We start from the raw sequence: 14685 nt of genomic DNA on the forward strand, positions 1-14685 counted from the left end.
TAAGTGCTTTGTGTGTTATGTACTTGCCGGTTCATGCTTTTGCTGAATCATTACAAGACAACACTAATGCCGCTTTGCCTAATATTCCGGAAGTTACAAACTCCGCTTTTCAGACCTCTGGTTCTGATAAAGGCTATATACAACTATTTTTAAATATTTCTATCAATTCTAATACTTCTACCGACTTAATATCGGTACATCAAGATCAAGATAGAAAATTATATATACGCGTCCATGACTTAAAAGCCTTAAGACTGAAAATGGATGAGCATATCCCTGACAGCCAATGGGTATGTATTAATGAACTGAAAGGAATCCAGTTTAAGTATCTGGAAAATGAGCAGTCTCTAAACTTACAAGTTCCTGCGAGCATGTTGAGTGACTATTCTGTTGACTTAACTGGTCAACCGACTACAAACACCAACTTACTAAAAATGAAACCTTTAAATGCTGCAATTCTGAATTACAGCATGTATCACACTATTACTAATGATGAGAGTATTTTCTCAGGTTCGGCAGAAGGGATTTTTAACAGCGCCCTTGGTAATTTTTCATCAGGCATTTTATACAACGGTAGTAATGAAAATAGTTATAGCCATGAGAAGTGGGTGCGCTTAGAGAGCAAGTGGCAATATGTAGATCCTGAAAAAGTCAGGATATATACCCTAGGTGACTTTATTTCCAATAGTTCTGACTGGGGCAGTAGTGTGCGTCTTGCCGGTTTGCAGTGGTCGAGTGCCTATACTCAGCGTGGTGATATTGTCACCTCGGCATTACCGCAGTTTTCCGGTTCAGCGGCGCTACCTTCTACACTGGACTTATACGTTAACCAGCAAAAGATTTATTCAGGCCTTGTTCCTTCAGGTCCATTTGATGTTAAGCAGCTCCCGTTTATTTCAGGAAATGAAGTTACACTGGTCACCACCGATGCAACAGGTCAGCAAACCATTACTAAAAAACCTTATTACTTTTCATCGAAGATTTTGGCAAAAGGTATCAATGAGTTTTCAGTCGATGTTGGGGTTCCGCGTTATAACTACGGATTGTATTCAAACGATTATGATGATGCCACCTTTGTCTCTGGTGCAATTCGTTATGGTTATAGCAACTCACTGACTTTAAGTGGCGGTGCAGAAGCTTCCACAGATGGTCTTTCCAACGTGGGAACGGGCTTTGCCAAGAACCTGTTTGGTGTTGGGGTGATTAATGCCGACATTGCTGCAAGTCAGTATAAAGATGAAAATGGCTATTCGGCTCTGGTTGGTTTAGAAGGGCGAATTAGCAAGAATATTTCATTTAACACCAGCTACCGCAAAGTATTTGATAACTATTTTGACTTGGCACGGGTGTCGCAAATTCGATATTTGAAAGAAAATCAGCTTAATGCTGAATCACAAAACTATTTAAACTACAGCGCGCTGGCAGACGAGATTTTTAGGGCAGGGATTAACTATAACTTTTATACAGGCTATGGTGTTTATGTCGGTTATAACCAGATCAAATATAGTGATAACTCGTATAAGTTACTGTCTGCTAACTTAAGCGGAAGTTTAAACAAGAACTGGGGCTTTTATAGTTCAGCTTATAAAGACTATGAAAACCATAAGGACTATGGCATTTACTTTGCGCTGCGCTATACGCCATCTACCAGAGTCAATGCAATTACAAGTGTATCTAATGACAGTGGTAAAACAACCTACAGACAAGAAATCAATGGATTTACCGATCCGCAAATTGGTTCATTTGGATGGGGGGGTTATGTTGAACGAGATCAAGATGCACATGCTAACAATGCATCGGTCTATGGCTCTTATCGAGCACGAGCTGCGTACCTGACAGGTCGTTATAACCGAATTGGAGATAATGACCAAGTTGCACTTTCAGCGACAGGATCTTTAGTTGCAGCAGCAGGCCGTATATTTGCGGCGAATGAAATTGGAGATGGTTATGCTGTTGTCACCAATGCCGGACCGCAAAGCCAAATTATAAATGGTGGAGTAAATTTAGGAGAGACAGATAAGTCAGGAAGATTCTTAATTGCGAATTTAAGACCGTATCAATCTCATCATATCTATCTAGACCCATCTTATTTACCACTGGAATGGGATGTGACAACGACCAATCGAACAGCACTTGTGGGCTATCGCCAAGGAACTTTAGTTGACTTTGGTGCTCATCGAGTTGTTTCAGGATTAGTCAAAGTTGTAGATAAAAATAACTCGCCATTGTTACCGGGTTATAGCGTCCGAATTAATGGACAACAAGATGCCGTAGTGGGCTATGATGGTGAGGTCTTCGTTCCAAACCTATTAAAGCAAAATAAACTTGAAATAGACCTTCTTGATCATGGTTCATGTCAAGTTAATTTCACTTACGAAAGTCAGCAATACAGTGCTAAAAAATTGGGGCCTTATGTATGTCAATAAGTATTGTAAGTCATAGTTCCTACATGCTAGCCAAAAAGTTTTCATCTACTTTAAAGTATGTTTTAGCTAGTTTATTGTTATTTGTGCTTTATGCTTTTTTTAGTTCAGCACATGCTGCCTGTACGGTAACTGGAACCACAAATAGTACTTATAATTATACAGCAGCAACGATTAATAGTGACGCTACCATTACTTATACTGGAACTATTCGCTGTACGAACGGTGGAACTACTGCTCAAATATCAAAATATATGTGCATGAAAACAGTATTTACTGGTGCAACTACTTCAAATAGTAATGTTTCATTACCTTATACGGTTATTGCAACTGTAGGTGGAGCAGGTTCTTCTACTACAAATCAAACTTCAAATGTTTGGTATGGTCCTGTTACTACGGTGGCACCGAGTAATATTATTAGTTACTCAGTAAGTGTTAAAGTTCCAGCAAGATCGGGCTCTTTAACAGCCTATCCGGTAGGGACTTATATTGGCTCCGTTCAAGTATTTTGGGACATGCAAGCAAATTCGAGCAGTGTATGTGAGGGTGATAGTGGCGGTGGCTGGGACTCGGGTAATATGACGATTACAGCTAACTATGTAGTACCAAGTTTCTGTCAGCTAGATTCCACATCAAATGTCGATTTTGGCAATATTAGTGATATTGGTACAACAAGTCGTGACTACACTGCTCAAGGTGCGATTAATGCAACTTGCAACAATGGAACACCTTATAGCATTTATTTGGGGGACGGTAATAATCGTATAAGCGGTGGATTTAGACGTATGACGAATGGAAGCAGTCAATATATTCCTTATCAGTTATACAAAGATTCTGCTTATAGCACCGTGTGGGATGCTACAGGTGGTACAACAACGGTGGGTGGTTCTGGTGGAGTGTCAAAGACAGGATCTGGCACTAGTCAAATTTCAAATGTATATGGAAAAATTCCGCAAGGAACCGCTATTTCAAGTACGCCCGGTAACTACTCAGATAGCATAGTTGTTACAGTGACCTATTAATTATTTACCAACTCACTATTCACTTAAAGCAAGCAGATAGTGAGTCGGTACCTATATTGTTTTTATGAATCTTATTTAGTTTGTAGAGAGCTTTGTTTTCGTATTAGCAATATAAATAGTGTGATTAATAAGCTAAATCCGAAAATAGGCAAACTAATTCCTAAAATAATAAGTGTAAGTGCCGTGATTATTTTTTGTTGATTAGTTGCACGCTTCCAAACCAATAAAGTTTGGCTAACAAAATGGCTAGTCGTAAGTTTTAAATTAGAAGTTTTAAACCAAGCTTTATATGCATAAATAATCATGATACATAGCCCAAGAGCATATAAGGCGAGTATCAATTGATTAATCCAACCGAATAACACTCCAATATGAGCATCGACCCCCCAGCGTGTAAGTTTTGCAAATAACGAGTAATCTTTAAAAGCCAGTTTGTCGATGACTTTGTGTTGATGTACATCAATCGCTACACTGTCCGCTTGAGTTGGCCATTTGCGCTGTAGTTCAGTAACAGTCCAAGCCTGATTTACATCAACTGGTGGTTTGATTTGTATTTGGGCTGAATGAATTCCATTTGCTCTAGCAATTGCTAATGCAGAGTCGAATTCAGTTGGTATGATTTCTAAATCCGAAGTTTCCATGACCATACCATGATGTTCTTTATGCTCATCATGAGACATTTGGGGTAATGGAGCATTATTTAAAGTTGTGGTTAATGTTGGCGTTTGCCAATTTAACCATTGACGAGCGATACGAATATTATCGCCAGCCCATTGGGACCATGTAAGACCAGTAATCGAAATGAACAATAAAAGTGGTAATAGGGTCAAGCCGATAGAACTATGCCATTTTAATAAACGATTTTTAGATGTTTGTCTGATTTTAAAATTTTGACGACGCTTCCACCAATTATATAGGCCCGTTAGGGTTAAAATGCCCAGCCAGCTTGCTGCAAGCTCACTATAAAAACGACCCCATTTCCCTAATAATAAATTACTATGTAATTGATCTAAGAATGTACGAAATGGAAGTACTCCACTGGTCCCATATACTGCAAGTTGACCTTTTATAGAGAGTGTATAAGGGTCTACAAAAACTGCTTCATTATTTAAATGATGAGCCTTGTCAGAAAAAATAACTCGTGTTGTTTGTGTGGAGCTTGGAGCTGGTCTAACTTCTGTAATTTGTGCAGATTCGTGCATCACTTTTTTTGCTGTCTCAACCTGTTGGCTTAGTGAGTAGGGATCTTTATTTAAAGGCTGAACATACAATGTATCTTTATAGATAGATTGTTCTATCTGAGGAGTAATTGCATATAGAAGACCTGTAAATGCCGCAATGAATATAAATGGGGCAATAAAAATACCAGCATAAATATGCACAAGACGAAAAAGACTACGCCAAAAGCTAGGGGTATGAGGCATGTTGAGGAGTATCAAACAAACTTTGGTGTGAAGTATATCTACTTTATTCTTAAATTTTAAAATAATTAAGGGATGAGGATGTTTTGTATATCTAAGCACTTGTAAGAAAGGCTTTTTTAAATAAATAGATTAGATGGTTGATATAAGGTTTTGTTATCATGATTTTTATGAAAATTGGATAAGATTGACTATAGTCAGTTAAGGCAAAAAGATATTCAGATATCTTTATGATGGATGGCTTAAGCAATAGATTGATCAAACGACTAATAGAAATAACTTATCAGCTATTAAATTTCTACTAACCTAATAGTTTATAATTGCATTTTATATAATTAAATAATTTATATAGCTATGAAAATTCATCATTTGCGAAGTGCTACTTTTATTATTGAAGCTGGCCCTTATTTTATTTTAATTGATCCGATGTTGGGTGATAAAGGTTCGCTTCCTGCTTTTTCATACCTCCGCTTTAAGGCTAAAAAGAATCCTTTAGTTGATCTACCTTTGAATGCCCAAGAATTATTAAACAAAGTTACCCATTGTTTAATTACTCATAGCCAAACTTTTGGAATAAAAGCATTTCAACATACTGATCATCTAGATCAAAAGGGCGAGGACTTTCTTGTTCAAAAGCAAATTCCTGTTTATTCCTTTCAAAATGATGTGTCGTATTTATCTAAATATGGGATAAATGTTCAGGCAGGTATTGATTACTGGAAAGAAATCGAGTTTTTAGGTGGAAGATTAGTTGCCATACCAGCGCGTCATGGGCATGGCTGGATTAGTAAATTGATGGCGAATGGTTGTGGCTTCTATTTAGAATTGCCAAATGAACCTTCTTTATATATTAGTGGTGATACCGTACTTACTCATGATGTTAAAAATGCCTTACTTAAATTCCGACCTGATATTGCGGTAGTTGCTGCGGGACAAGCTCAAATGGATGTGGGGCAGCCGATTCTTATGTCGAAAAATGAAGTACGCGAATTTATTGAGCTTTCGCCTAAATATATTATTGCTAATCATCTTGAAGCATTGAATCACTGTCCTGTAAAACGACATGAGATAAAGCAAATTCTGCATGAAATGAATGTAGTTGACCGAGTACAAGTACCCGATGATGGACAAACACTTATTTATGAAAATTAAAACAAGATTTAATCAATATTTATTAAATGAAAATCTTGTAATTCCATATTTTCTATTATGAATAGCGAATAACGCTATGAGTTTTTTATGTAAATGATAGAATTGCGACGGTCGGTAAGTTGATATCTATTTTGTCTAACTAATGCACAGTCTACAAAATGTTTAAGATTAAATTTGTAGACTGTTGAACTACAAGTGAGGGTAAATGTAGATATACATATGCAACCATCTAAAATTTTAACCTATTGAAAATACAAAGGTTTATCACTTGCTCCCATCACTTACAATCCAAACCAGACTTGGTGGATTCTACTTTTTCTATTATTCCATTGTTGGTACATTCATGCCGTATTGGAATTTATATCTTCAAGATCAAGGGTTTAATTATCAGCAAATCGGGATTTTATCATCTATTGCGATTGTGACACGATTTTTTGCACCTTTAGTTTGGGGTTGGATTGCAGATAAATCTGGTAAAAGAATGCTTTTGGTGCGACTCGCAACTTGGATGGAAGCCTGTATATGGTTGGCTATTTTTATAGTTCCTAATACCTTTCAATCTGTCGCTTTACTCATGCTTATTTTTAGTTTTTTCCAAAATGCAATTTTAGCTCAGTTTGAGGGGGTAACCTTATTTTGGTTAGGTGATCAAAGAGCAAAACTCTATGGGAAGATTCGAAAATGGGGATCAGTTGGATTTATTGTAGGTGTATTTACTATAGGTGCCATTTTAGAAATTATTCCAATTTCTATGTTGCCTATTTTATTGCTTGTTATTGCTTCACTTGCATTTATTTGGGCTTTTACGATTCGTGAGCCAGAGGGAGCTCCTACTTCTCAAAAGCATTTAGAGCCTTTATTACCTGTGTTAAAGCGTCCTGAAGTTGCTGCTTTTTTTACAATCGAATTTATTCTCCTTTTTTCGCATGCGCCTTTTTATAGTTTTTATAGTAACTTTCTAAAATCTTTAAATTATAGTACGACTGAAATTGGCTTCTTATGGGCAATGGGGGTTGTCTCTGAAATAGTAATGTTTGCATGTGCGGCTACTTTCTTCAAATATTTTTCTTGGCGTAGTCTTGTTGCTATATGTTTAGTTTTAACCAGCATACGTTGGTTGCTAGTCGCTCTCTTTTCTCATTATTTTATAGGTCAGCTATTTGCACAATGTTTGCATGCTTTTAGTTTTGGCCTATTTCACCTTATTGCAATGCGGCTTATTTTCCAAAACTTTTCAATAGGACAACAAGGTCGTGGACAGGCTTTATACAGTACCATGTGGGGATTGGGAGTGGCATTTGGAAGTATTTTAGCGGGTCATTATTGGAAAACTCTGACGGGTGAGCATATTTTTATGATTGCTGCGCTCGTTGTGCTATTCGGTTTATGTTTTGTATTTTGGTTACCTAAACAAATTGAAAAGCCAGCTTCTTAATCGAAACATCACTAACATTGTTAACATTGCATGGTTAAGCGGCTAAATTGTTTTATGGAAAGTATCTATTCGTTACGGTTGAAAAATATTGTTTTTATATGGTTATGAAGCAATGATTTTCTAAAAAAATGTGCTAACTTAAACTCATGCGTTTAATGATTAATAAATCTATGAAAAATATTTATATTATGGGATTATTATTAGCTTTTTCTGGTTTTGCTATGGCTGAAACAGCAACGCAAAAGCCTGCTGAACAGCCTGTTCGAACTGCAAGTAATCCTAATGCTATACGTATTGTTACGCGTCCTGAGATTATGGGATTATGGGGAATGGAGATTCCAAATAATAAGAAATGTGTAGAGTACTATAACTTCCGCAGTAGTAATGATGTAGTGATCAAAAGTGGTGAGGAATGGTCATATGGTATTTATGAATACCAGCCATCTGATGACCCTAAAGAGCAGTTATCTGCTTTAGTTATGCAGATTAAGTTTGATAATAATAAAGTAGATTGCTCTGGTCAGCAGCAAGATCAGACTGGTGATGTTTCCCAATATTTTGTGCAGTGGAAAAATGACCATACTATTAATTTCTGCTCAACTGCTAAAGGTGAGCAATGTTTTGCAACTTTACGTCGAATGTTGCCATAAATCTAAATAGATATAAAAAAGCCTCTTATTTAAGAGGCTTTTTTATTATGCATGTTATGCAGTTTCAGCTTTCTTCTTTTCTTCCAATTGCTTCAACAAGTGCTTTTCAAGGTAATGGATGTCCATTGCCTGTTCACAGAAGCTTTTGTCTTGCAAGATAAGATCTTTATGCAAAGGAATGTTGGTTTTAATTCCAGTAAGAATCATTTCGTCTAACGCTTGACGCATACGAGCAAGCGAAGTTTCGCGATCTTTACCATGAGAAATTAATTTTGCAATCATTGAGTCGTAGTATGGAGGAATACTATATCCAGGATAGATATGAGAATCTAAACGAATACCTGCACCGCCTGGCGCATAGAAGCTCTCAATTTTACCTGGTGAAGGTAAGAAAGTTGTTGGATCTTCTGCATTAATACGACATTCAATAGCATGACCACGAACTTCAATATCTTTTTGTTGAAGCTCTAGACCCAAACCAGCTGCAATACGTAATTGTTGCTCAATGATATCAACACCAGTAACCATTTCAGTTACAGGGTGCTCAACCTGAACACGAGTGTTCATTTCGATAAAGAAGAATTCACCATCTTCGAACAAGAACTCAAATGTACCAGCACCACGATATTGCATTAACTGACATGCGTTAACACAAGCTTCTAAAATATCAGCACGTGCTTTTTCTGGTAGATTTGGAGCAGGAGCTTCTTCTAAAACTTTTTGATGACGACGTTGTAATGAACAGTCGCGATCATATAAATGGATTGCATGACCGTTACCATCACCTAAAACTTGAACTTCGACATGGCGAGGTTTTTGTAAGAAGCGTTCCATGTATACGGTGTCATCACCGAACCACATTTCTGCATCACGTTGAGCCGCTTGAACTGACTCAAGTAATGTGTCTACGCGTTCAACAATACGCATACCACGACCACCACCACCAGCTGCCGCTTTAACAATGAGCGGGAAACCGATTTCTTTAGCTTCTGCTAAAGCGTTGTGGATGGTTACAGCATGGTCACAACCAGGTACTGTAGGTACACCAGCTTTTTTCATTGCAACAATTGCAGAAACCTTGTTACCCATTAAACGAATATGTTCTGGGCGAGGGCCAATAAATGTGAAACCCGAGCTTTCTACAATTTCAGCAAACTCGGCATTTTCTGAAAGAAAGCCATAGCCTGGGTGAATTGCATCAGCACCAGTAATTTCTGCAGCAGTAATAATTGCTGGGATGTTTAAATAGCTGTCACTACTTGCACCCGGACCAATACATACTGCTTCATCAACGAAACGTAAATGCATCAAATCTTTATCAGCATCTGAATAGATACCGACAGTTTTGATTCCTAATGTTTTGCAAGCCCGGGTAATTCGTAAAGCGATTTCACCACGGTTTGCAATTAAAACTTTTTGCAACATAGTTGTCCCCGGGGTATTACGCGCGATAACGGAATAAAGGTTGACCGAATTGGATCACATCACCATTTTTCACTAAAATTTCTTCAATCACGCCGCTTTGAGTTGCTTCAATAGGGTTCATGATTTTCATTGCTTCGATAATACCCAAAGTCTCACCAGCAGATACAGTTTGACCTACTTTAACAAATGGTGCTTCACCTGGGCTTGGAGCAGCATAGAACACACCAACCATAGGAGAAGTTTCAACTGCTCCACGTGGGGTTTTTGCAACAGGTGCTTCAGCAACAGGAGCTGCTGGAAGTGCTACACCAGCCGCAGCAACGACAGGATTACGACGAGTTAAAGCGATTGATTGATCACCTTCTTTAACTTCAATCGCTTGCAAGTCAGACTCAATCATTAAATCGATGAGTTTTTTAATTTTGCGGATATCCATGGGCGACTATTCCTGAACTAGTTTGGGTTAGATGGTTGAATTTTTTCAATGGCGTAATCGAGTGCAAAGCTATAACCTTTTGCACCTAGACCACAAATCACGCCAATTGCTTTGTCTGATAAATAAGAGTGGTGTCTAAACGCTTCACGTGCGTGAACATTTGACAAATGTACTTCAATAAATGGAATGGCAACGCCAAGTAGAGCATCACGTAAAGCAACTGAGGTATGAGTAAGGGCAGCAGGATTAATAATAATAAGTTTTACGCCTTCTGCTTGTGCCTGATGAATGCGATCAACAATGGCACCTTCCCAATTGCTTTGAAAAGTATCTAGTGTAATAGAGGCTTGTTTAGCTTGAGCAATAAGTTGTTGGTTGATATTGTCTAGGGTAAGATGACCATATACTTCTGGTTCGCGTTTTCCCAGCAAATTCAAATTCGGTCCATGAATTACCAAAATGGTCGAACTCATTCAGATTGCTCCAGCTCTAAAGTTGCAAATAGTCTTTGCAAGATGTCTGCAAAGTTTGCTTATTATGGCATATGTTTCTACAAGTTTTTTATAATTTCTTTTAATTGTCGCAGAAAGGGTACACCAAATTCGGCTTATATATTGTAAATTTTGCGACGAATTAGCAATGTTAAAAAATGACAAAATTTCAAGTAATTTAACAAGGCTCATTTTAAACCGAATTGACAAAAACAGTTCATGTATTTTGTGTAACGACGGTATGGGCATCTTCAATTGTTAACATTTCATTCCAGCGAGTTAGGTAGTTTTTTGAGCGATGGCATTGTTTCATTTGCCAAGATGGGTTACGCGAGTGATATCCGACTTGTAAATAATGACTACCAAAACGCTTACGAACTGTACCTAAAGTTTCCATTAATTGTTGTCTTTGATGAATAAGTTCCAAAGGTTGCCATAAATCATCAATATGTTGTTGACGCGCGTGTAGACCACAAAATAATACTCCAATTTTTATATAACTTTTATTTTCTTTATATAAAACATCAATTTGATGCATTGCTGCTTTTGTGATTATGCATAAATCATCTGTTGCATAGTGAAGACCAATGGCCTGAGAAGTGGCTTTTTTATAAGGTGGTTTATCTGTTTTTTCATAAAGCATGACTTGAATACAGGCACACAGCTGTTCTTGTTTCATTAAGCGGCGATGCGCTCGATTAAGATGAAAAATAAGTGCTTGTTTAATAATCTCGATACTGGATAAAGCTTGAGCAAAACTTCGTGACGCTAAAATCCGTTTAGTTGGAATACTAGGATCGTCAAGTTCAATACATGATTGGCCTTTTAGCTCACGAATAGTGCGTGCCATGACCACAGAAAATGCCTTTGCCATATGGTGTTCATTGGCAAAAGTTAAGTCTAGGCATGAATATACTTCATAACTTTGTAGTTGTTTGACCAGTTGATAACCAATTCCCCATACTTCTTTGACCGATGTCTGTTGCATGAGGTCTTCCATAATTAATGGATCTAAGGTAATGAAATTACAGATTCCCTTAAAACTTTTAATTTTCTTAGCAAAATGATTGGCAAGTTTTGCTTGTGTTTTTGAATATCCAATTCCAATACAACAAGGTAGACCTAACCATTGGAGGAGAGTTTCTCTCACCTTAAAGCAGTAGTTAGATATATCAATAGATTGAAGGTAAGGAGTGAGATGAATAAAGCACTCATCTATAGAGTAAGCTTCTATATCATCTGTAGAGAAAAATTCACCGAGAACAGCAAAAAAACGACGGGACATCTCGGCATATAAAGTGTAGTTGCTTGAATAGACTTGAACACCAGCTTGTACGGCATCTTTCTCAATTTGAAACCACGGTACTCCCATCTTAATACCTAAAAGTTTTGCTTCTTCACTACGTGATACAACACAACCATCGTTGTTAGATAAAACAACTACAGGTTTATCAATGAGTTTGGGGTTGAAAAGTCGCTCACAGCTGACATAACAATTGTTAATATCAACCAGTGCATAAACTTCACGGTGTGAGATATCTCTCATCATTTCATCCCCCAATTTATCAACTCAAAATATATTTTTGAATTTGTAACATAATCAAGTTAACAAAATTATGCACAGATATCTAGGGGAGTTCTGGTTGTTCGTCGAAATTATGAAAAGGATGCAAAAGTAATGAATTGTCAGTTATTGATATGGAAATGTCTGAAAATGATAAGTTTTAGTTGGTTATGATCAAAACCATAAGAGCTATATTTAATGGATGGGTTGAGGCCTTTAAATATAGTAATGCGTATAACGCATTTGTCTTATGGGTCTTTCAAGCTGTCTTTTTTATAAAAGACAGCTTTTTTTTATGCTGATTTGACTCTTAGATTACTTATGAAGAATATCGCTGTTTGGCTTGTTCATAAGCCTCAAGATTAATGCATTGAGCACCCAAGCTTGTGATTTGTGCTTGATCAATTTGAAGTTCATCCCACTTTTGCATTTGTTCAAATAGCCAATGGAAATCTTCAGGTTGTGGAGCAGCATTTTCTTTAACTAAGTTTTTTACAATATTTTGAATCATATAGTATTTATCTACATGTACTTCTTCAGAACAGTGAAAGCGGATAATTCCAAAATCGACCAACAACTTTAAGACAGGTGAAAAGTCTTTCAAATTACTCAATTCCTTTTGAGCTTTTATAATTGCTGTGGTCAGTGCAATTAAAGTTTGAGGATGTTGTTCAGCCCATTCTTGAGTTACTGCAAGAACTTTATCTGCCACATTTGGAATAATGTCTTGACTTGAACATACGATTTTACTTAAGCCTAAAAGTTCGCCCTGTGTATTCCACGGTTCTCCTACACAAAAACCATCAATGACATGATTATCTAAAGCTTCGACCATATACGGTGGTGGAAGGGCTTTGAGCTTAAGTGTTTGAGCTATTTTTGAATCTGCCAAAGCAAGCCATTCTCTTACACAATAATGATGAATTGAATGTTTAAATACGTGGGCTAAGGATAAAGGATGATCTGCTTCAATATAGCTCGTCACTTTTTGGGCTGTAGCTTGTGCATTATCGTTTTCTTGAATAGCCAGTTGATGAGTTAATTTTTGGCTTAAGCTAATAAAGGCACGGTTTTTACTTAAAATAAGAGGGGTTTGCAGTGCAATACCAATTTGGTCTGCACCCACGGCTGCTGCAGGTAGCATGGCAGATAAACAATGTGCAGCATCTAATAGCCCAAAAGCTAAACGGTCTCGAAGACTTGCCCATGATGCTTCTTTGACTAGGGTAACATCTAAACCAACTTCTTCGAAAAAACCTTGCTGTTTTGCCCATAGTAAAGCGATGCAATCAAGTAAAGGAATATAGCCGAGTTGCAATTGAGTCTTTTCTAATGTGCTCATTTATTCGTCCTTTAGTTGATCATTTAGTAGTTTTTGAGCGTCAAGTAAACGCCGTGCCATTTCTCCAATCGTTATACGGTGGCTCATGGCATTTTTTCTGAGTAATTGAAAAGCCGTATCTTCAGGTAAGCCATGCAGTTGCATGAGCAGTACTTTGGCCTTTTCAACATCTTTACGATCTGCCAGTTTGGTTTGAGCTTCTTTTAAGTCACCTTCGAGCTTTTTATGTTTTTTATATTGCTCAATTGAAATCTCTAAAATGGTATGTAAGCGGGCAGGGTCTATGCCGTCTACAATATAAGCCGTTACGCCTGCATCTATCGCTTGTTTGATGGTGTCTTTATCTGAATTTTTAGTGAATAGGACAGTCGGTAGGTCATAGCTACTCACACAACTTTCAATAATGTCTCGGTGAGGATGGTCCATATCGAGCAAGATGACATCGGCTTGTAAATCTTCAAGACGAAAAATATTTAAGTGGTCCAAAGTAAGGCAGGCCACCACTTCAAAGTCATTTTCAAGCAGACTGTTTTTTATATAGTCGGCCCGCGCATGATCATCATCGATAAGAGCTATTTTGAGTTTTGGCATAAGTTCAGAAAATCAGGCTAAGAAAATGCGCCAATTCGACGCGTTTTTTGTTATTAAGTTTTAAGCAAGATTAGTGCCATCCAAATTTAAACAAAAAATCAGGCATGATTGGACCTTTAATATGCTAAAGCATTACTTTGACCGATATTGGTGCAAAAATACGATTCATTTTGTGGCAAAACTTATTTTTGTTTAAACCATATAGAGGAGCACCAATAGGGCAGGGAAAATTAAATATTCTTTATGGATGAAAAGGTGTTTTAGTTTAAATATTTGAAAATAATAATAAAAATTTATTAATATTAATTTAAAAAAGAATTGGCATGCAAAATGCTTACTTAATTACAGGTCGAAGACGACCATAAGTTTTAAAGACGGCCAACGATGTCCGTTCTGATCGAGTTTGTGAGTGCAGCCGCACATACAAAGAAGTTACGTTCAGTCGGAGTGAAGGTCATGTCTTTATTTTTATTTCATAAAAAAGTTACATCTGAATTAACTAAATTTCCAGTTTCAGCGATGCGAGCCTTCTCTAAGAGGAGGCTCGCTTTTTTTATTTCTTTTTTTGATTTTGCTGTGCATTGGGTGTCATTAACGAGTGAAAAAAATTGGTTTCAAGTAGCTACATGCCATGTGAGCTTGATTCGTTTCTCGATAGAGCACAAAGCAAAAGAACAATGTCTATTTGAGAATGGAATAACGCAGCTTAAAAGCAACGTGATTTGAGGAGAAA

Annotated in this window: 13 protein-coding genes; 6 read left to right on the forward strand and 7 right to left on the reverse strand. The window is 37.2% G+C overall.

All coding sequences use genetic code 11. The features are described from left to right. Positions 1-17: 17 nt before the first annotated feature. Both I8T81_RS07615 and I8T81_RS07620 read left to right on the forward strand, forming a co-directional pair. Positions 18-2426, forward strand: coding sequence for a fimbria/pilus outer membrane usher protein (locus tag I8T81_RS07615; RefSeq protein WP_227602165.1), 2409 nt, complete (start codon positions 18-20; stop codon positions 2424-2426). Next, entirely contained in the window at positions 2417-3445 is a 1029-nt protein-coding gene (locus tag I8T81_RS07620) for a Csu type fimbrial protein (RefSeq protein ID WP_198072511.1), read from the forward strand. The genes I8T81_RS07615 and I8T81_RS07620 overlap by 10 nt, the downstream gene beginning before the upstream one ends. Before the next feature lie 71 nt (positions 3446-3516). Here the strand turns inward: I8T81_RS07620 and I8T81_RS07625 are convergent, their stop codons facing one another. Continuing rightward, on the reverse strand, positions 3517-4869 hold the full coding sequence (locus I8T81_RS07625) for a PepSY-associated TM helix domain-containing protein (RefSeq protein ID WP_198072512.1): 1353 nt from the start codon (positions 4867-4869) through the stop codon (positions 3517-3519). 351 nt (positions 4870-5220) lie between these two features. On the opposite strand from I8T81_RS07625, the gene I8T81_RS07630 reads away from it, so the two are divergent. The 3 genes from I8T81_RS07630 (at position 5221) to I8T81_RS07640 (ending at position 8103) form a co-directional block, all read left to right on the forward strand. Then, positions 5221-6018: an MBL fold metallo-hydrolase gene (locus tag I8T81_RS07630; protein WP_198072513.1), complete on the forward strand. Its 798-nt coding sequence runs from the start codon at positions 5221-5223 to the stop codon at positions 6016-6018. Positions 6019-6286: 268 nt separating this feature from the next. Next, positions 6287-7453 (forward strand): MFS transporter, encoded by a 1167-nt coding sequence (locus I8T81_RS07635; protein WP_198072514.1) that lies wholly within the window; start codon positions 6287-6289, stop codon positions 7451-7453. 146 nt (positions 7454-7599) lie between these two features. Next, a complete protein-coding gene (locus I8T81_RS07640; RefSeq protein WP_004701120.1) occupies positions 7600-8103 on the forward strand; it encodes a hypothetical protein in 504 nt (167 codons plus the stop codon). A gap of 54 nt (positions 8104-8157) precedes the next feature. Here I8T81_RS07640 and accC read toward each other — a convergent pair whose 3' ends face one another. The 6 genes from accC to I8T81_RS07670 form a co-directional block, all read right to left on the reverse strand. Continuing rightward, a complete protein-coding gene (gene accC, locus I8T81_RS07645) occupies positions 8158-9528 on the reverse strand; it encodes an acetyl-CoA carboxylase biotin carboxylase subunit (RefSeq protein ID WP_004701123.1) in 1371 nt (456 codons plus the stop codon). Positions 9529-9544: 16 nt separating this feature from the next. Further along, the gene (accB, locus tag I8T81_RS07650; RefSeq protein ID WP_004701124.1) at positions 9545-9964 is read right to left on the reverse strand and encodes an acetyl-CoA carboxylase biotin carboxyl carrier protein; all 420 of its coding nucleotides are present in this window, start codon (positions 9962-9964) and stop codon (positions 9545-9547) included. Between the two features lie 17 nt (positions 9965-9981). Beyond that, positions 9982-10437 carry a type II 3-dehydroquinate dehydratase gene (gene aroQ, locus I8T81_RS07655; RefSeq protein WP_019458705.1) on the reverse strand — a complete coding sequence of 152 codons (456 nt, stop codon included), beginning with the start codon at positions 10435-10437 and terminating at the stop codon, positions 9982-9984. Positions 10438-10672: 235 nt separating this feature from the next. After that, a complete protein-coding gene (locus I8T81_RS07660; RefSeq protein WP_198072748.1) occupies positions 10673-12001 on the reverse strand; it encodes a Y-family DNA polymerase in 1329 nt (442 codons plus the stop codon). A gap of 337 nt (positions 12002-12338) precedes the next feature. Then, entirely contained in the window at positions 12339-13361 is a 1023-nt protein-coding gene (locus tag I8T81_RS07665; protein ID WP_198072515.1) for an ABC transporter substrate-binding protein, read from the reverse strand. Next, positions 13362-13952, reverse strand: a complete 591-nt coding sequence (locus I8T81_RS07670) for an ANTAR domain-containing response regulator (protein ID WP_001125253.1) — start codon at positions 13950-13952, stop codon at positions 13362-13364. Between the two features lie 384 nt (positions 13953-14336). Here I8T81_RS07670 and I8T81_RS07675 point away from each other — a divergent pair, with 384 nt between their 5' ends. After that, on the forward strand, positions 14337-14678 hold the full coding sequence (locus I8T81_RS07675) for a hypothetical protein (RefSeq protein WP_198072516.1): 342 nt from the start codon (positions 14337-14339) through the stop codon (positions 14676-14678). Positions 14679-14685 lie beyond the last annotated feature (7 nt).

It is taken from the genome of Acinetobacter seifertii, from assembly GCF_016064815.1.
GTDB classification, from domain to species: domain Bacteria; phylum Pseudomonadota; class Gammaproteobacteria; order Pseudomonadales; family Moraxellaceae; genus Acinetobacter; species Acinetobacter seifertii.